Origin of the sequence: Haloarchaeobius amylolyticus (assembly GCF_026616195.1) — an archaeon.
In the GTDB taxonomy this organism is placed as follows: Archaea; Halobacteriota; Halobacteria; order Halobacteriales; family Natrialbaceae; genus Haloarchaeobius; species Haloarchaeobius amylolyticus.
This window is the reverse complement of record NZ_JANHDH010000001.1, coordinates 1,400,016-1,417,352: the sequence shown is the minus strand read 5'-3', so window position 1 is coordinate 1,417,352 and position 17,337 is coordinate 1,400,016. Positions and strand designations below refer to the sequence as shown.

Annotated in this window: 16 protein-coding genes; 12 read left to right on the top strand and 4 right to left on the bottom strand. The window is 68.3% G+C overall.

Annotated elements, in window-relative coordinates:
- Nucleotide 1: 1 nt before the first annotated feature.
- The 3 genes from NOV86_RS07270 (at nucleotide 2) to NOV86_RS07260 (ending at nucleotide 2,178) form a co-directional block, all read left to right on the top strand.
- Nucleotides 2–808 carry a ZIP family metal transporter gene (locus NOV86_RS07270; RefSeq protein ID WP_267640676.1) on the top strand — a complete coding sequence of 269 codons (807 nt, stop codon included), beginning with the start codon at nucleotides 2–4 and terminating at the stop codon, nucleotides 806–808.
- A gap of 47 nt (nucleotides 809–855) precedes the next feature.
- On the top strand, nucleotides 856–1,779 hold the full coding sequence (locus tag NOV86_RS07265; protein WP_267640675.1) for a cation diffusion facilitator family transporter: 924 nt from the start codon (nucleotides 856–858) through the stop codon (nucleotides 1,777–1,779).
- A 66-nt stretch (nucleotides 1,780–1,845) separates the two neighbouring features.
- Nucleotides 1,846–2,178: a DUF4234 domain-containing protein gene (locus NOV86_RS07260; protein ID WP_267640674.1), complete on the top strand. Its 333-nt coding sequence runs from the start codon at nucleotides 1,846–1,848 to the stop codon at nucleotides 2,176–2,178.
- Nucleotides 2,179–2,202: 24 nt separating this feature from the next.
- Here the strand turns inward: NOV86_RS07260 and NOV86_RS07255 are convergent, their stop codons facing one another.
- Entirely contained in the window at nucleotides 2,203–3,459 is a 1,257-nt protein-coding gene (locus NOV86_RS07255) for a tRNA (N(6)-L-threonylcarbamoyladenosine(37)-C(2))-methylthiotransferase (RefSeq protein WP_267640673.1), read from the bottom strand.
- Nucleotides 3,460–3,736: 277 nt separating this feature from the next.
- Between NOV86_RS07255 and NOV86_RS07250 the strand changes: the two genes are divergently transcribed.
- Both NOV86_RS07250 and NOV86_RS07245 read left to right on the top strand, forming a co-directional pair.
- Nucleotides 3,737–5,677 carry a hypothetical protein gene (locus NOV86_RS07250; RefSeq protein WP_267640672.1) on the top strand — a complete coding sequence of 647 codons (1,941 nt, stop codon included), beginning with the start codon at nucleotides 3,737–3,739 and terminating at the stop codon, nucleotides 5,675–5,677.
- A gap of 248 nt (nucleotides 5,678–5,925) precedes the next feature.
- Nucleotides 5,926–7,926, top strand: a complete 2,001-nt coding sequence (locus tag NOV86_RS07245; protein WP_267640671.1) for a hypothetical protein — start codon at nucleotides 5,926–5,928, stop codon at nucleotides 7,924–7,926.
- 48 nt (nucleotides 7,927–7,974) lie between these two features.
- Here the strand turns inward: NOV86_RS07245 and deoC are convergent, their stop codons facing one another.
- Complete coding sequence (gene deoC, locus NOV86_RS07240) at nucleotides 7,975–8,619, bottom strand: deoxyribose-phosphate aldolase (RefSeq protein WP_267640670.1); 645 nt, start codon at nucleotides 8,617–8,619, stop codon at nucleotides 7,975–7,977.
- Between the two features lie 102 nt (nucleotides 8,620–8,721).
- On the opposite strand from deoC, the gene NOV86_RS07235 reads away from it, so the two are divergent.
- The 5 genes from NOV86_RS07235 to NOV86_RS07215 all read left to right on the top strand — a co-directional run bounded on the left by NOV86_RS07235 (nucleotide 8,722) and on the right by NOV86_RS07215 (nucleotide 12,801).
- A complete protein-coding gene (locus tag NOV86_RS07235; RefSeq protein WP_267640669.1) occupies nucleotides 8,722–9,687 on the top strand; it encodes a ribose 1,5-bisphosphate isomerase in 966 nt (321 codons plus the stop codon).
- A 47-nt stretch (nucleotides 9,688–9,734) separates the two neighbouring features.
- Nucleotides 9,735–10,610, top strand: a complete 876-nt coding sequence (locus NOV86_RS07230) for a DUF63 family protein (RefSeq protein WP_267640668.1) — start codon at nucleotides 9,735–9,737, stop codon at nucleotides 10,608–10,610.
- Nucleotide 10,611: 1 nt separating this feature from the next.
- Nucleotides 10,612–11,493 (top strand): ATP-dependent ribose-1-phosphate kinase, encoded by an 882-nt coding sequence (locus NOV86_RS07225; protein ID WP_267640667.1) that lies wholly within the window; start codon nucleotides 10,612–10,614, stop codon nucleotides 11,491–11,493.
- A 79-nt stretch (nucleotides 11,494–11,572) separates the two neighbouring features.
- The gene (locus NOV86_RS07220; protein ID WP_267640666.1) at nucleotides 11,573–12,010 is read left to right on the top strand and encodes a hypothetical protein; all 438 of its coding nucleotides are present in this window, start codon (nucleotides 11,573–11,575) and stop codon (nucleotides 12,008–12,010) included.
- Between the two features lie 59 nt (nucleotides 12,011–12,069).
- A complete protein-coding gene (locus NOV86_RS07215) occupies nucleotides 12,070–12,801 on the top strand; it encodes a guanosine phosphorylase (protein ID WP_267640665.1) in 732 nt (243 codons plus the stop codon).
- Between the two features lie 364 nt (nucleotides 12,802–13,165).
- Here the strand turns inward: NOV86_RS07215 and NOV86_RS07210 are convergent, their stop codons facing one another.
- A complete protein-coding gene (locus NOV86_RS07210; RefSeq protein ID WP_267640664.1) occupies nucleotides 13,166–13,900 on the bottom strand; it encodes a DUF547 domain-containing protein in 735 nt (244 codons plus the stop codon).
- 134 nt (nucleotides 13,901–14,034) lie between these two features.
- Here NOV86_RS07210 and NOV86_RS07205 point away from each other — a divergent pair, with 134 nt between their 5' ends.
- On the top strand, nucleotides 14,035–15,618 hold the full coding sequence (locus tag NOV86_RS07205) for an HPP family protein (protein WP_368408727.1): 1,584 nt from the start codon (nucleotides 14,035–14,037) through the stop codon (nucleotides 15,616–15,618).
- Nucleotides 15,619–15,695: 77 nt separating this feature from the next.
- Nucleotides 15,696–16,100 carry a DUF7522 family protein gene (locus NOV86_RS07200; RefSeq protein ID WP_267640663.1) on the top strand — a complete coding sequence of 135 codons (405 nt, stop codon included), beginning with the start codon at nucleotides 15,696–15,698 and terminating at the stop codon, nucleotides 16,098–16,100.
- Here NOV86_RS07200 and NOV86_RS07195 read toward each other — a convergent pair.
- On the bottom strand, nucleotides 16,097–17,299 hold the full coding sequence (locus NOV86_RS07195) for an NAD-binding protein (RefSeq protein ID WP_267640662.1): 1,203 nt from the start codon (nucleotides 17,297–17,299) through the stop codon (nucleotides 16,097–16,099). The genes NOV86_RS07200 and NOV86_RS07195 overlap by 4 nt on opposite strands.
- Between the last annotated feature and the right edge of the window lie 38 nt (nucleotides 17,300–17,337).

Genomic DNA, 17,337 nt, shown 5'->3' with positions numbered 1-17,337 from the left:
GATGGCACTACTGGAGAACCTGGTGCTGGTGTTCGTGGCCGGGCTCATCACCGCGCTGGCGACCGGCGTCGGGGCACTGCCGTTCTTCGTCCTCGACGACATCAGCGACCGCTGGAACGTCGTGCTCTGGGGGCTCGCCTCGGGTATCATGGTCTCCGCGTCGGTGTTCGGCCTCATCTTCGAGGGGGCCGCAGCGGGGCGACTCGTCGCCGTCGGCGTCGGCATGCTCGCGGGCGTCGTCCTCGTCGTCGTCGCCCACGAACTCATCGAGGACTACGAGCCGGACCCCGGCGAGTACGCCGAGGCGGACTTCAAGAAGCTCCTGCTCATCCTCGGCATCCTCACCGTCCACTCGTTCCCGGAGGGCGTCGCCGTCGGCGTCTCCTTCGCCGAGTTGAACCTCCCCGGGCTCCAGGACGGCATCTCGTTCCTCGGCTTCGGCGTCCCGGTCGTCGCCGTGTTCATCACGGTCGCCATCGCCATCCACAACGTCCCCGAGGGCGTGGCCATCTCCATCCCGCTGCGGACGATGGGCGTCAGCGAGTTCAAGATGGTCTGGTGGGCGATTTTCTCCAGTCTCCCCCAGCCCATCGGGGCGGTCGTCGCCTTCGCGTTCGTCCGGTACGCACAGGAGTTCCTGCCCTACGGGTACGGCTTCGCGGCCGGCGCGATGATCTTCCTCGTCGCGACGGAGTTCATCCCGGAGGCGCTTGAACTCGGCGAGCACGTCGAGGGTGGCGGCCGGCTCGAACTCGTCTCCGGCGTCGCCCTCGGCTTCGCCGTGATGCTCCCGCTCGCGTTCATCTGAGGGGACACGACAAGCCCTTTTACTCCCCTCTCGTATTCGGCACACGAATGGGACGCGGGAGTACCGTCCGGCGGGTCGGTGCCATCATCGTGGCCGCCAACGTCCTGCTCGCGGTGACGAAGGGGGCCGTCTACTGGCAGTCCGGCAGCCTGGCGGTCGGCTCCGAGGCCGTCAACAGCCTCTCGGACTCCGCGTACAGCCTCATCGTCTTCCTCGGGCTCTATCTCACCACGCAACCGCCGGACTTCGAGCATCCCCACGGGCACGAGCGCATCGAACCGTTCGTCTCGCTGTTCGTCGCCGTCGGCGTCTTCGCCGCCGGCGGGTTCGTCCTCTGGCAGTCGGTGACGACGCTGCTGGCGGGCGAGTTCGTCGTCCGCTACTCGCTCTCGGCGGTCGCCGTCCTCGTCGGCTCCGCGGCCGTGAAACTCGCCCTCTACCGCTACTGCCTGCGTGAGGGCGAGGTCAACAACTCGCCGGCGCTGGTCGCGACCGCGCTCGACAACCGCAACGACGTCCTCACCGCCGTGGCCGCCCTCGTCGGCGTCGTCGGCTCCGGCGTCGGATTCCCGGTGCTGGACCCACTCGCGGCCGGGGTCGTCTCGCTGGCCATCCTCTGGACCGGCGTGGAGATCGTCCGCGACAACGTGAACTACCTCGTCGGCGCCGCGCCGCCGGAGGACCTGCGCGCCGAGATCGTCGCGCGCGCCCTCGACCACCCGGAGGTCCACGGGGTCCACGACGTGGTCGCCCACTACGTCGGCCCGGAGATCGACGTCTCGTTGCACATCGAGGTCGAGGGCGACCACACGCTGTTCGAGGCCCACGACATCGAGTCCGACGTGGTCCAGGCCATCCGCGCCATCCCCGAGGTCGACGACGTGTTCGTCCACGTCGACCCGAAGGAACTCGGCGAGTGGAAGGAGGACCGGGAGACCGAGGAGCTGTTACGGAAGTCCGGCGGGGAGTGAGCGACTTCCTTTCACTTCCACACGTCTGCGAATAGTTATAACAGGTCGCCGGACATTCGAAACCGCATGTCACACGATACCGCAGCACTCAGCAAGCGTAGCCCGCCGAAGATTCTCCTGTTCACCATCGTCACGCTCGGCCTCTACTGGCTGTACTACGTCCACAGCCTGAACACGTCGTTCAAACAGTACCTCGACGCGGGGTACAACCCGCTGGTCCGAACCCTCATGTTCCTCGTCCCGTTCGTGAACCTCTATGCGGCCTGGCAGGTCGGCCAGACGGCGACCGAGGTGACCGACGACCTCTCGACGGGACTCACAGCCATCGGAGTCCTCGTCCCGATACTCGGCGCGTTCGTCATCCAGCCGCCGATCAACGACCTCGTCGACGGCGAGTAGAAGCGTCGTCGTTCGCCGGGCCGGTCAGACCGGCTCGCCGAACGCGTACACCGTGTTCTGCCCGGTCACTTCGAGGTCGACGAAGTCACCGGGTTCGAGCCCGTGCTCGGAGGCGTTCTGGACGATGATCTGTCGGTAGGCCGCGTCGCGGCACTTCACGGAGTCCCCGGTCCCCTCCTGGACGACGAGCGCGTCCGCCATCGTCTCGCCGACCATCGCCTCGTAGGCCTCGCCGACGACGTCCATCTTCAGTTCGGACATCTCCTTCGAGCGCTCCTTCTTCAGGGTGCCACCGAGGCCCTTCATGTCGGCGGCGTCGGTGCCGGGGCGCTTCGAGAACCGGGTGACGTTGATCTTCTCGGGGCGCGTCTCCCGCAGGAGTGCGAGGCTCTGCTGGTGGTCCTCGTCGGTCTCGGTCGGGAAGCCGACGATGAAGTCGGTGCTCAGGGTCCAGTAGTCGAGCGCGTCGTCGAACGCCTCGACGACCTCGACGTACTCCGAGACCTGGTGCTGGCGGCGCATGTCCCCCAGCACGTCGTTCGAGCCGGACTGGACCGGCGCGTGCAGGAAGTTGTAGAGTTCGTCGTGCTTCGCGAACACGGCCGCGAGGTCGTCGCGGATGCCGTGGACGCCCTTCGGGTTCGCCATGCCAACGCGCACGCGGAAGTCGCCCTCTATCTCGGTACAGATGCGGTCGAGCAGCGTGTGGAGTTTGCGCTCGCCCTGCTCCCAGCCGTAGACGCCGGTGTCCTGCCCGGTGATGCGAATCTCCTTCGCCCCCGCGTGGACGAGTGCGCGGGCCTTCTCCAGGTTCTCCTCGACCGACGGGCTGTCGATCTTCCCGGTGGCGTGCTTCGTGATGCAGTACGAGCAGTCGCTCATGCAGCCACGGGCGATGGGGAGGATGCCGACGACGCCGTCCAGCACGGGTTCGACGCCCGGGCCGGGGGTCGGGCACTCGCCGTTCGTGACGGCCTGGGGCACGTCGTCCCAGTGGAGTATCTGGGCGTCGATGTCCTCGTCCTCGAACTCCTCGCTCTGTGCGAGGGCCATGCAGCCGGTGATGATGAGGTCGGCCGTCTCGGCCTCCAGTTCCTTGGCCCGGCGGAGCATGTTGCGCTCCGTCTTCTCGACGACGGTACAGCTGTTCATGATGGCGACGTCTGCTGCCTCGGGACCGTCGACGCGGTAGTGGCCGGCGTCCCGGAGCGCCGACTCGATCTGCCGGCTCTCCCCGCGGTTGGAGGTACAGCCGTAGGTTTCGATGTGATACCGGGCCATGCTATCGGTCTTTGCCCGTGCGCGGGCAAAAGCGCCACGAAAGCGAGTCACCGTGCGAGCCGTCGGCACCGGGTCGCCGGTCGGCGTTCTATAATATGTGTGGCACTAACTCGCGTGGCCGCAGGGCTGCCGCGACTTCTACCAGCGTTCGGGCCGGAGGGACGGTCTACCACGACCATGCGGGCCCTCGGCCGGACCCCTATCCAGCAGAGAAATATAATTCCGATTTCAACGGAAGCGGGAGAATTATTAGGTTGGCTAGAAGATACACCACCGAATGCGTTCGACAAAACAGACAGTGTTCGTTCTCGCCGTCACCGCACTCCTCCTCGTGAGTTCCGTCGGGAGTGTGGCGACGGTGGGAGCGGCCCCCGCTGGTGAGGACTCGGCAGCCGCCGTCGGGTCACTCGCCCAGGACGATTCGCTCGAACCGGCAGACGAGATATACGTCAAGGAGAACGGTGACGCCGTCCTCGTCTACGACACAGCCAGCCCGTCGGCCTCCTCGTCGACCACCGGCCACTACGGCATCGACCTCTCGAAGGGACTGATGCACATGATGGTCGAGGACGAGATGACCGGCCAGACCAACGTCACCGGCAACGGGACGCTGGCGATGACGCCCGACTCCCTCTCCGGAGAGGGCGACTTCCAGATGCCGACGCCCGACTCGGTGGAGGACCTGACCTTCGACGCCTCCGTCACCCAGAACAAGCAGAACGCGAAGGCGTCGGCCTCCTTCGACGGCACCTTCACCAGCGAGTCCGGCACCGTCGGGCAGGGCACCTCAATGCTCGAATCCGTCTCCACCGAGGGGACGATGACGACGACGGCCAGCACGTTCACGACGAGCGGCTCGGTCGACGTCGCCTTCGAGCAGAAGCCCGGCACCCTCGCCAACCAGCACCACGAGTTCACGCTGGAGGAGACCGAGGACGGTTACACCCTGACCGCGGCCCAGGACTACGAGGTCAGCCAGTACTCGGCCGACGCCTGGAGCACGCGTGCCAAGGCGAAACAGCAGCTCGAGGCACAGGTCGGCGCCCTCACCCGGCAGCTCGACGGTGAGGCCACGGTGACCATCGACTCGTACTCCTTCGACTCCTCGACGTACCGGCTGGACATCGCCTACAGCGTCGAGCTCACCGGCGTCGACGAGGCCATCTCGACGCAGCTGGCGAGCGCGATGGCGTCCTCCCAGCAGCTCGACCTCTCCCAGAGCGAGGCCGAGGAACTCGCCCAGCGCATCCAGAAACTGGAGGTCAGCAAGGTCTCCGCGACCGTCGACGTGACCGACACGAACGCGAAGGCGTCGTGGGACGTCGAGCTCGACCAGTACGACGAGGCGGTGACCGCGATGTTCGACGTCGCCGCGGCCTCGGAGATGCAGGACGAGGACGCCGAGGCGCTCGAACAGGCACGGGCCGCGTTCGAGGCCCAGCAGGCAGCCGACCTCCAGCAGACGGTCAGCTGGAGCGGCGAGCTGACCTCGCCGGACCAGAACAGCGCCCGTCTCAAGTTCGACGCGAACTACGAGACGAAGAACTGGGGCGCGTTCGTCTCCGAGATGCAGTCCCGGACCGACAAGAACTTCGGCTCGTTCACGGCGGAGTTCCACGCGGAGACGAACGACGGCCAGCTCGAGACGACGATGTCGGCCGAGATGGAACAGCAGGACTTCCTCAAGAGCAGCGTCGACAGCATCATCGAGTCGGCCCAGGGCAGCGAGATGGACCCGCAGGCCAGGAAGTTCCTCGAGGCGTTCAAGCGCTCGGGCTTCGAGAAGGCCAAGATGGACGTCTCGATGCAGGAGGGGACCGTCTCGATGGAGGCCGGTGCCTCCTTCGAGAACCTCTCGGCGTTCGAGGACGTGATGGAAGAGGAGTACGGTGACCTCTCCGTCACGAGCGCCTACGGCAACCTCGGCGAGGACGGCAAGACCTACGTCCGCCTGAAGGGCGCCGTCTCCGAGGGCGCGAGCGAGTCCGAGGTCCGGGAGCTGGCCGTCGTGGACAGCGAGACGACGGTCCACATGCCCGGCGACTGGAACCCCGACGAGAAGACCTTCCCCGAGATGGACGAGGAGGAGGTCCGTGACTTCGTCGACGTGCAGGCGAACAGTGGCGGCGTCCTCGGCGGCATGCCCGGCTTCGGTGTCGGCACCGCCATCGCCGCCGTCCTCGGGCTGAGCCTCGTCGCGCTCCGCCGGCACGACTGACGGCCCACGCACCGACGACCGCCCTCCATTCTTTCGCGACCCCCACCGACGAGCGACCGCCGTGGCCGACGATATCATAATCTTTCTGACCGGTTCTGGTCTGTAGAGAGGGACGTGGCTCCCCGAACTCGTTGTTAGCCCGGCCGAGTCGTCGTGTTCGTTACCGCTGGCTCACCGTGCTGGAGACTCCCAAATAGTGTCAGATTATACGAGAGTCTTATCGAACCGAGCGCCCAATGTCACTCGTAATGCCTTCCAAGTTCGCGACAGCGCTCGTCGTCGCTGTCACACTCATGCTCGTCACGAGCCCGGGCGTCGCGGGGGCGGCGTTCGGGGACGCGACGAGCCCGGACATGCACGAGGCGTCGGTCGAGGCGGCCGACGAGATATGGGTATTCGAGAACGGTGACGCCGTCCTCGTCTATCACGGCACGAGCGAGGCAGCGACCGCCTCCGGGCACGCCGCCATCGACGTGGCGAACGGCCTCGCGGCCATCTTCCTGACCGATGCCATCGACCCCGAGGTCAGCGGGCAGGGGACGGTGGTCCTGACCCCCGACATGCTCGACGCGACGGGCGCGGTGGCGGTGCCGGCGCCCGAGTCGCTGACCGACCTGACGGTCGACCTCAGCACGACCACCGACGAGACCGAGAGCACCGGCTCGCTCGCCATCGACGCGACGTTCGCGGCCGACCCGGCGATGACCGGTGACCTCCCGGTGCAGTCGACCGAGGAGATCCTCGCGACCGAGGGCATCGTCACGGTCGGCTCGTCGCTCGCCATGCAGGGGTACGTGTTCGTGGGTGAGGTCGGCGAGCCGGCGAGCGAGGCGGAGAACGCCGACGCGCCCGCCGAACCCGACGTGACCGACGTCGAGCGCGAACTCTACGAGCTCTCCCTCGTGGAGACCGACGACGGCTTCGTCCTCACCGGCTACCAGTCCATGCAGGTGAGCGAGTTCGCCACCGACAGCTGGAAGACCAGCGAGGCCGCCGAGGAGACGCTCCTGATGACCGTCGGTAGCGTCGCGGAGATGCTCGAGGGCGAGGCGACCGTCACGGTCGACGAACACGTCTTCGACGAGGAGACCGGCCAGCTCACGATGGCCTACACGGTGCTGTTCACCGACGTCGAGCCGGCCCTCTCGAACATGCTCGCCGACGCCATGGCCGACAGCCAGGACGTCGAGTTGACCGACGAGGAGCGCGAGATCATCGCCGGGCACATCGCCGCGGCGACGCTGTCCGACCTCTCGGTCGCCTACGAGAAGACCGAGCAGTCGACCGTCTTCGTCTGGAACGTCCAGCTCGACGGCATCGACGAGCTGATGACCGCCAACATCGAGCTGATGGCCCTCGCGGGCCAGGACGAGGCGACCATCGACACCGCCACGTCGAAGCTCGCGGCCAAGCAGACCGCGGACCTGTCGACCACGCTGACCTGGCGCGGGCTGGTCTCGGCCGCCGAGGCGGACACCCTGACGAACCGGCTCCAGCTCGAGGCGGCCATGGCGACCGAGAACTGGGACGCGTTCGTGACGGAACTCGACGCGCGTGACATCGACGTCGGGACCTCGACCGTCGACATCGCCGCCGGCATCGAGGACGGCGTCCTCTCGACCGACATCGCCGTGACGGTGAGCCAGAAGGACCTCGTCGACATGGCGGTGGCCCAGCTCACGCAACAGAAGTTGGCCGACGAGATGGACCCGAAGTCCGCGAAGCTCGTGGACGCGCTGAAGCAGGGCGACTTCGAGAAGGCCAAGCTCACGGCGAACATGCAGGAGGGGACCATCACCGTGGAGGCGGCCGCGAAGTTCGCGGACCTCTCGAAGCTCGGTGCCCTGCTCGACGAGGAGTTCCAGGGCCTGCACGTCCAGGCGCTCTACAGCGAACTCGACGCGGGCGAGACCACGACCTACGTGAAGGTCGTCGGTGCCACGACCGCGGACCCGACCATCGACGACGTCCAGCTCCTGCCCGAGGTCGGCGTGGACACCGTCGTCCACATGCCGGGCGAGTGGGACCCGATGACCACCACCTTCCCCGAGATGGACGTCATCGAGACGACCGCGTTCCTCGAGGAGGAGACGGCGGACGACCCCGCCCCGGCCGGTGACGACGACCTGCCAGTCGCCGGCGAGGAACAGCCCGAGCCCATCGCGGCCGGCGTCTCCGGCAGCACCGTCGGTCTGGCACTCGTCGCCCTCCTCGGGGCGGCGCTGCTCGCACGCAGATACCGGTTCTGACCGGCCTGTCTGACCGGGCTGTCAGCCGACGAAACCCCGTTTTTCGGACTACTCCTCGTTCGCGACGTAGTCCTCGACGATCGCGACGCCACTGGACGCGCCGATGCGGACCGCACCGGCGTCGAACATCGCCGCCGCGTCGGCCCACGAGCCGACACCGCCGCTGGCCTTGACGGGGAGGTACTCGCTCATGAGTTCGACGTCCGCGACCACGGCCCCGCCGTCGGCGAAGCCGGTCGAGGTCTTGACCATGTCCGCGTCCGCGTTCTTCGCGGCCTCGCAGGCGGCGTGTTTCTCCGGCTCGGTGAGCAGGGCGGTCTCGATGATGACCTTCACCGGGATGGGGACCGCGGCGACGAGGTCGGCGAGTTCCTCCTCGACCGCGGTGGCGTCGCCGGCCTTCAGCCGCCCGATGTTGATGACCACGTCGAGTTCGTCGGCGCCGTCGTCCCACGCCTTGACGCCCTCCTCGCGCTTGAGTTCGGGGGCGTGCTGGCCGTGGGGGAAGCCGACGACGGTCGCCAGCGTCACGTCGGGGGCGTACTCGGCGGCCTCGGCGACGTAACACGGCGGGATGCAGGCGTTCATGCCGTACTCGGCGGCCTCGTCGAGGACTGTCTTCACGTCGTCGAGGGTGGTCTCCGGGCCGAGGACGGTGTGGTCGATGCTCGCGGCGAGTTCCTCGCGGTTCATGGCCCGGTGTTGTCGCGCCGGATTAAAATACGGGGCGTTCCGCCGTCGGCGCCTGGGTCGGCTGTCGGGCACTTTTTATCCGGTGCGGATAGAGTTGTAGCTATGACCTCCACATCCGTCCATCCCGACGTAGCCGAGACGGCCGACGCCATCGCCACCATGGAGATCCGCGGGGCGGCGGCCATCGCCGACGCGGCTGCCGGCGCGCTCGCGGCGCAGGCCAGAGAGAGCGACGCGGACACGCCGGAAGCCCTCAGGGCGGAACTTCGCGAGGCGGCGCGGGTCCTCTACGAGACCCGCCCGACCGCGGTCAGCCTGCCGAACGCCCTCCGGTTCGTGATGGCCGACGTCGAGGGGGACGACGTGGAGGACCTGCGCCAGTCGGTGCTTGCCAGCGCCGAATCCTTCCAGCGCGACCTCGACCAGGCCCAGGGCCGCCTCGGCGAGATCGGCGCGAACCGCCTGCGCGACGGCGACACCGTGATGACGCACTGTCACTCGACCGACGCGCTCTCCTGCGTGAAGGCGGCGCTCGACCAGGGCAAGCACATCGAGGCCATCGTCAAAGAGACCCGCCCGCGCAAGCAGGGTCACATCACCGCCGAACAGCTCCGCGAGTGGGACGTCCCGGTCACCCTCGTCGTCGACAGCGCGGCCCGGCGCTACCTCAACGACGTGGACCACGTGCTCGTCGGGGCGGACTCCATCGCGGCCGACGGGAGCGTCATCAACAAGATCGGCACGTCCGGGCTGGCGGTCAACGCCCGCGACCGCGGGACGCCGGTGATGGTCGCGGCCCAGACGCTGAAGCTCCACCCCGACACCCTCACCGGGCACACCGTCGAGATAGAGATGCGCGACGAGACGGAGGTCATCACCGACGAGGAGCGCGCCGAGATACAGGGTGACCCCGACGGGTTCGACGTGGTCAACCCGGCGTTCGACGTGACGCCGCCGCGATACGTCGACGCCATCGTCACCGAGCGTGGCCAGTTCCCGCCGGAGAGTGTCGTCGTGCTGATGCGTGAGCTGTTCGGCTCGGAAACCAAGCGCCCGTGGGAGGCCTGACACTCGGTACCGGAACCTTCTTTCTGTTCGCCCTCACGATATCGGACATGTTACCTGTAGGGGCAGAACTCCCCCCGCTCGTCTATCTCGTCCCGCTGGTACTGGCGTTCGTCGGGGTGGCCGCCCTGACCTGGGCGGTCCACCCGCCGGTCACCGACTGGACACCGGTGGCGTTCGCCCCGTGGATGCTGACCGGGGCAGTCCTCCACGTGCTCTACCAGCTCGATGCCTATCCCGACGCCATCGCGCCCCTGTTCGGCACCATCACCGTCTACATCACCGTCGCGACCTTCACCGGGCTCGTCTGGATACTGATGACGTTCCTGGCGGCCATCCGCCAGCACTTCCACGTCGACCGGGCCGTCGGCACCGCCGGGACCGGCTTCGGCGTCATGTTCCTCATCTTCGCGATCTTGCTCGCGGTCGACGCCGGCAACTTCACCCCGTTCTGGTCGGTCATCGGCGGCGTCATCGCCGGCATCGTGACGGCGGTCGCCTGGTTGCTGTTCAGCCTGAAGTGGACCGAGGTCGCCGCCCACGTGGGCAAGACCGGCGCCTTCGTCGTCTTCGCACACACCCTCGACGGCATCACGACCGCCATCGGCTACGACGTGCTCGGGAGCGAAGAGCGCGTCGCGCTCTCGCGGTACGTGCTGGAGGCCGGCGACCGCCTGCCGACCGCCGAGGTCATCGGCGCCGGCTGGCTGTTCGTCCTCGTGAAGATAGTCCTCGCGCTCGTCATCGTGGCGGCGTTCAAGGAGTACGTCGACGAGGAGCCCCGCCAGGCACGGCTCCTGCTCACGTTCGTTGCCGCGGTCGGCTTCGGCCCCGGCGTCCACAACCTCGTGTTGTTCACCGTCTCCGGGCAGGGGGCGGTTTCGAGCCTCCCGTTCGTGATGACGCTCCTCCCGGTGGTGGCCTGAGATGGTGCGCGTCCTCACCGCGGGCCACGTCAACTGGGACGTGACCCTCCGCGTGGACCGGCTCCCCGAACCCGACGGCGAGTCACGCATCGACTCCCAGCAGGCCTCCGGCGGCGGGAGTGCCGCCAACGTCGCGGTCGCGCTCTCGAACCTGGCCGTCGACGCCGAGTTGCTCGGCAGCGTCGGCGACGACGAACACGGCCTGCTCGCCCGCCGCGAACTCGAGGCCGCCGACGTGGACCTCGGGTCCCTGCTCGTCGCCGAGGACGCCGAGACCACCGTCAAGTACCTGCTCGTCGACCAGGAGGGCGAGGTCGCGGTGCTCGGCAACGACGGCGCGAACGAGGCCGTCTCCCCCGACGACGTGGACCCGGAGGCGGTCCGGGCGGCCGACCACGTCCACCTGACCAGCCAGCGCCCCGACACCGCGGCCAGGATCGCCGAGGTGGCGGCCGAGGCGGGCATCTCCGTCAGTTTCGACCCGGGCCGGCGACTGGCCGACCGTGACTTCTCCGATGCCCTCGCTGACTCGGACATCGTCTTCCTGAACGACAGGGAGGCCCGGACGGTGCTGGAGGACGAGTACACCGAGTCCGCGTTCGCGGACCGCACTCTGGTCATCAAGCGCGGCGCCGACGGCGCGGTCGTCCACACCCCCGACGCGACCTACGAACACCCCGGCTTCGGCATCGACCCGGTCGACACGACCGGGGCCGGCGACGCCTTCGCCGCGGGCTTCCTCTCGGCGCTCCTGACGACCGACGACCACGAGCGCGCCCTGGAGCGTGGGAACGCCTGCGGCGCCATCACGGCCGCCGAGGAGGGCGCCCGTGCCGCCCCGTCGGTCGAAGCGGTCGAGGCGTTCCTCGACGAGCAGTTCTGAACCGGTCGGTACTCGGTGGGGGCCCCTGGCCACCGCCGCCACCCGATGACTTTTCTCGGCGTCGTCCCATCGTGCGGGTATGTCCGCGGTCGATACGCTGCTCGTCTGTGCGCTGGCCGGCCTCGTCGCTGCGGTCGTGATGGACCTCCCGATGTTCCTCATGCCGGAGGGGTTCACGCCGGCCTCCGTCGCCGCCGCGAAGCTCACCCGCCAGCCCATCGAGGCGGTGTCGCAGGTCGCGGCGCAGGTCGTCCACCACGGCACCGGCCTCGTGGGCGGACTCGGCCTCGGTGCCGCCGTGGTCGTCCTCGAACCCCAGCTCGGGCTCTGGTCGACGGTCATCCTCGCGACCACGGTCCTCACCGTCTTCATCATCAACTTCTTCGGGTTCGTGGTGCTCCCACGGGCCGGGTTCGACGCCGAGCGCCGCGAGACCGTCTTCCAGCAGTGGCTGTTCTCCGCGGTGGTGTACGGCGTCGTCGTCGCCGCCGTCACGCTCCTCTTGCTCCCCTCGTGAGAGCGGGACGTCCACCGGAGAACGGTCCTTTTTTGCTGTGCTTGCGCGAAGCCGCCCACATGACGCAACCGCATCTCCTCGTGGACGAGGGCGACGTGAACGACATCGCGCTGATTCCGGGCGACCCGGGCCGCGTCGACCGCATCGCCGGCCACTGCGACGATAGCGAGGTCGTCGCGGAGAACCGCGAGTACAAGGTCGTCAACGCCACCTACGAGGGTGTCGACCTGACCATCTGCTCGACCGGCATCGGCTGTCCCTCCGCCGCCATCGCGGTCGAGGAACTCTCGAACGTCGGCGTCGAGACGTTCATCCGCGTCGGCACCACCGGCGCGCTGCAGGAGGACGTCGAGATCGGCGACATGATCGTCGCGACCGGCGCGGCCAAGAACGAGGGCACCAGCAAACGGTACGAGGCCGTCGAGTACCCCGCCGTCCCGGACTTCGACGTGATGAACGCGCTGGTCGCCGGCGCCGAGGCCAACGACGAGGACATCCACGTCGGCCCCATCGCCTCCGACGACGCCTACTACGCCGAGACCGACGAGTACGTCGAGGACTGGAACGACGCCGGCATCCTGAGCGTCGAGATGGAGGCCGCGACCGTGTTCACGCTGGCCCGGCGCAAGGGCCTCGCCGCGGGCGCCATCTGCACCGTCGACGGGAACCTCGTGCTCGGCACGCAGAAGGGCACCGACACCGAGGACGACGAACTGCCGGAGAAGGCGAAGAACAACGTCGGCCGCGCCATCGACATCTCGCTGGAAGCGGTGCGAGCGCTGGCCGAATAACCGGATTTCGGGTCTTCGTTCTCGTGTTGCTGGGCGTTCGAGACCGTTCTGAGTGGTGAGTCCGTCGTTTCTGCTGTTCGTGGTGACGGGCAGCCGACTCGCGGCCTCGCATTGCGAGGCGACAGAGTCGCCTCGTGCTCGGCACGCGAGTCAGCGCGCGCCAGGCAACTGACTCTCCACCGTGGCGTGCGCGGTTGGTGGTCCGAGCGAAGCGAGGCCACCGACGACACCGCGCGAGGGATGAGAAGCGCAGGCGAAGCCGAGCATCGAAATCGGCTGGGGAGGCTGTGGTGCGGTCATGGACGCCAGCGTGAGTCACCTACTCGTCGACGAACGCGGCACTACGACCGCCTATCGCCCCGCCTCACGCCTCCAGGTCGGTGTAGGCCCCGAGCTTCAGAGACCAGTCGTACTCCGAATACGCGACCTTCGGGCTCGCGTCGGCCGGCACCACGTCGTACTCCTGCAGGAACCGCACGATGCCGGTCTTCCCGCCGAAGTCGCCCCGGTACCACGAGAACAGTTTCGGCACGTGGACCACGCGCTCCGCCGGGTCGTACTCGCACTCGGTCTGGAGGAACGACTCGGTCGCGAGGTCCAGCTCCGCGTCGATACCCTGCGCGGTGTACTCCGCCACTGGCGGGCAGGACGCGGCCCCGCAGTTCAGCGCGAAGTGGATGCGCGGGTCCACCGATTCGACGCGGTGCATGCGCTCGAACGACCCGGCGGTCAGCCGGGGGACGTACCCGAGCCCCCACGTGGTCTTCGACCGCCGGAGGAGGCCGTGTTCGATGTCGTCGAGACTCAACTCGTGGCCGGCGACGGTCACGAGGTCGTCGGTGAAGATGGGCCGGGTCGGCAGGATGGTACCCTTCTGCCAGAGCGACGGGTCCGCCTGCAGCAGGTGCTGGGCGAAGCCGTTGTAGACGTTCAGCCAGAACGCCCGCTTCGCGTCGTCGTCGGAGACCTGCTGGCGCAGGACGCGCCGGTCCAGCCGGGCGAGGTCGCGGCGGTACTCGCTCTCGTCCTCGCCGGTCCTGACCGCCCGGAGGAACCGCCCGGAGAGGGCGACCGGGTCCGGTGCCGCGCGGGTACTCATGGGCCATCCTAGCGACCGTATCTGCATAAACCGCAGGCAACCAGTCGGTAACCGGGAGAAACCTCCTTCCGGAGCGGGAACCCGGCGCAGGCGGCGATTCGTCGCGTTGTGGGACGAGCGAACCGCTTTACTGCGTGGCGGGGGAACCGGGGGACGTGTTCGAGGAGTTGCGGGCGCGCTATCACGCCATCGTCAGCCGGCTTCGCCGGGCCGAGCGGCGCGAATGGCGGGAGTTCCGCCGGTGGGTCGAGGACACGGGCAACCTCGTCCACCTCTCCGTGCTCGTCTTCGTCCCGCTGCTCATCGCGGGCGTGACCGCCATCGCGAACGCCGAGGACCTCCTCCCCTTCGTGCTGTTCCCACCCCTCGCGTCGGGGACGTACTCGCTGTTCGCCGACCCCGAGGGGAAGTACGCCTCACCGGCGACGTTCGTCGGCGGACTCACCGCGGGGGCGCTCTGTGGGACCGCGGCCATCTTCGTCGCGGCCAACACCGGGCTGATGAACCCCCTGACCGCCGAGGCGTTCGTCGTCTCGCCGGTGACGGCCGCCATCGCGGTCTTCCTGACCAGCGCGGTGACGTGGGCCGGGGGCGTCGAGCAGCCTTCGGCGTTCTCGACGGCCCTGCTGGCGCTCATCGCGCCGGCGTTCACCGACACGCAGAGCGTCGTCACCTTCCTGTTGCAGTACGCCGGGTCGGTGTTCGCCGCCTCGGGGCTGGTCGCGGGCGCCTTCTACCTCTGGAAGCGGAACTTCTACCAGCAGCGTGCCCGGTACCTCTATCAGACCACGAAGGGCGACGACCACGTGCTGGTGCCGGTCCGCGGCGAGTCGCCCGAGGAGACGGCGATGTTCGCCGGCCGCATCGCGGGGGCGCACGACGCCGGGAAGGTGGTCCTGCTGGACATCGTCAGCGACGAGGCGATCGCGTCGGCGGCCGACGCCATCCTGGAGCGCGAGGCGGCCGCCCCACTGGCCGAGTCTGCGGACCCGGCCGACCGCGAGGTGGCAGTCGAGGGCGACGTGCTGGGCGAGGCCGAGGGGATGGCCGGGAACGAGGCGGCGGTCGAGAGCGAGGCCGAGGACCGGGTCGCCGGGCAGGCTGCGATGCGACTGGAGCGCCTCGCCGGGCGCATCCGGACCAAGCTCGGCGTCCCCTGCGAGGTGGTCGTCGCCTCGGAGACGGGCAGCCCCTCGGCGGTCACGCTCCGGACCGCCCGCGAGGTGAACTGCGACCTCGTCGTCACGCCCTACGAGGAGGAACACGGGAGCCTCTCCCCGTTCGTCAAGCAGCTGTTCGACGACCCGCTGGACGTCATCGCGTTCCGGTCGTGCTCCGAGCAGACCCGCTGGCGGCGGGCGCTCGTCGCGGTCGCCCGGGCGGGACAGAACGCCCACGCGATGCTCGACTTCGCCCAGCGCGTCACGGGGCGGGCGGGCGAGTTGAGCGTCTGTACCTGTATCGACCACGAGAGCCAGCGTCGCAGCGCCGAGTCGATGCTGCTCGACCTCGTCGACCCCTTCGACGCGACGTTCGAGACGCGCGTCTCGCGGTCGTCCATCCGCCGGTTCCTCACCGCGAACGCGCCCCAGTACGACCTCGTCGTCGTCGGCGCGAGCACCGACCGGACCGCCGCCTCGCGCTTCATCGCCCCGCCGACGTTCGAGAAGATCCGCGACATCGACTGCGACGTGGCCATCGTCCACCGGGGCTCGTGACCCCCCCCGTCCGGGAACCTTCTCGGCCCCGCACCTGACAGGGTCGTGCTCATATCCGTGCGGGGCGTAGTACTCCCATGAAGACGCCCACCACACTCGACGAGGAGATCGTCGCTGCCTGCCGAACCGGGCTCGGCGACACCCTCCGGTCGGTCATCACGTTCACCCCCGACGACTGGGAGGTCTCGTACATCCGGAAGGACCTCGAAGCCGACGAATCGGAACTTCGCGAGGTCAAGGCACTCATGGTGGCGAACGAACGTATGGGGTTCACCTCACAGGAGACGTACGACTCCCTCGCCCGACGCGAGGGCCCGAGCAGTTCGCTCGGCGGGTACCGGCTCACCATCCGCGTCTTCGACCACGGCTACCTCGGCCGGGTCATCGTCGGCGACCGCGGCGTCGTCGTGACGACCGACGAGATGAACATCGACGCCTTCGAGGACATCGAGCGGACCGTCGGCAAACTGCTCGCGGCCTAGGCCCCGGGTCCGGACTCCTGTTCGACGTCGTCTTTCTCTTTCGTCTCCAGTATCTCGTCGGCGATGCGCTCCGTGTCCTTCCCGCTGAGGGCGGACTCGACGAGCAGGTGGCCGCCGATGCTCGCCGGGCTGATGACGGTGTCCGCGCCGGCGCGCCGGAGCTTGCCCGCGTTCTCGTCGTCGGTCGCCGCGGCGACGATGCGCACGTCTGGCCGGAGCTGGCGGGCGGTCAGGACCGCCAGGGCGTCCTCCGCGTCGTTGTTGGTCGCGGCGACGACCGCCGTCGCGTCCTTCAACTGGGCGCGCTGGAGCGGTTCCTCGTCGCTCGGGTCGGCCGTGAGGACGTTCATGTCCCGCTCCGAGAGTTCGGCCGCCCGCGACGGGTCCGGCGTGATGACGACGAACGGGACGTTGCTGGCGGTGAGTTCTTCGAGGATCGGTTCCGTCAGGTCACCGTAGCCGAGCACGATGACGTGGTCTTCGAGGAGTTCGAGCTGTGTTTCAGTCATTCTACCGAGTGCGCGTGCGAACCGTGCTTCGATGATGGGTGAGAACAGGGCACCGAGGGCGACCGCGAAGCTCGCGGTGCCGAGGACGACGACCGAGATGGCGAACAGTTCGCCCCGGAAGGTACCGGGTGTGACGTCGCCGTAGCCGACGGTGCTGGCGGTGACGATGGTGAAGTAGAAGGCGTCGATGAGGCCCTCCGAGCCCTCGGCGACGGCGGGGAACTCGTCGCGGAGCGCGAACGCCCCGATGGTCCCGTACAGCTGGACGCCGACGAGGGCCAGTCCGGCGGCCTTCTGGGTCGCGTTGAGTTCGACCTCGCGGTCGAACCGCCGCCGGTTCAGGAAGAGCGCCGGCATGCTCAGCAGCGAGAGGACGATGAGGGGGTAGGAGTACTGGCTCCCCTGGATGACGCCCTGGGCGGCCGTCACCGGGAACAGGACCAGCGAGATGTACCACGAGACCCGGAGCCCGCGCCGGAGTCCCCAGGCGCTCACCAGCATGACGAACCCGGTGAGTGCCCCGGTGAAGCCGGCGGTCTCCTGGACCGCTTCGGGGAAGAACGTGCCCAGGAAGACGGGCGTCGTGTCCACCCCGATGTTGGTGAGTCCCGTGACGATGGAGAGCACCGCGACCGCCATCGTCAGCAGGACGGGGGCGCGGGCACCGAACAGCCGCTTCGTCGACACCATACTCCCTCGTGTCTCGTTCGGCCGGTCTGATAAAGAAC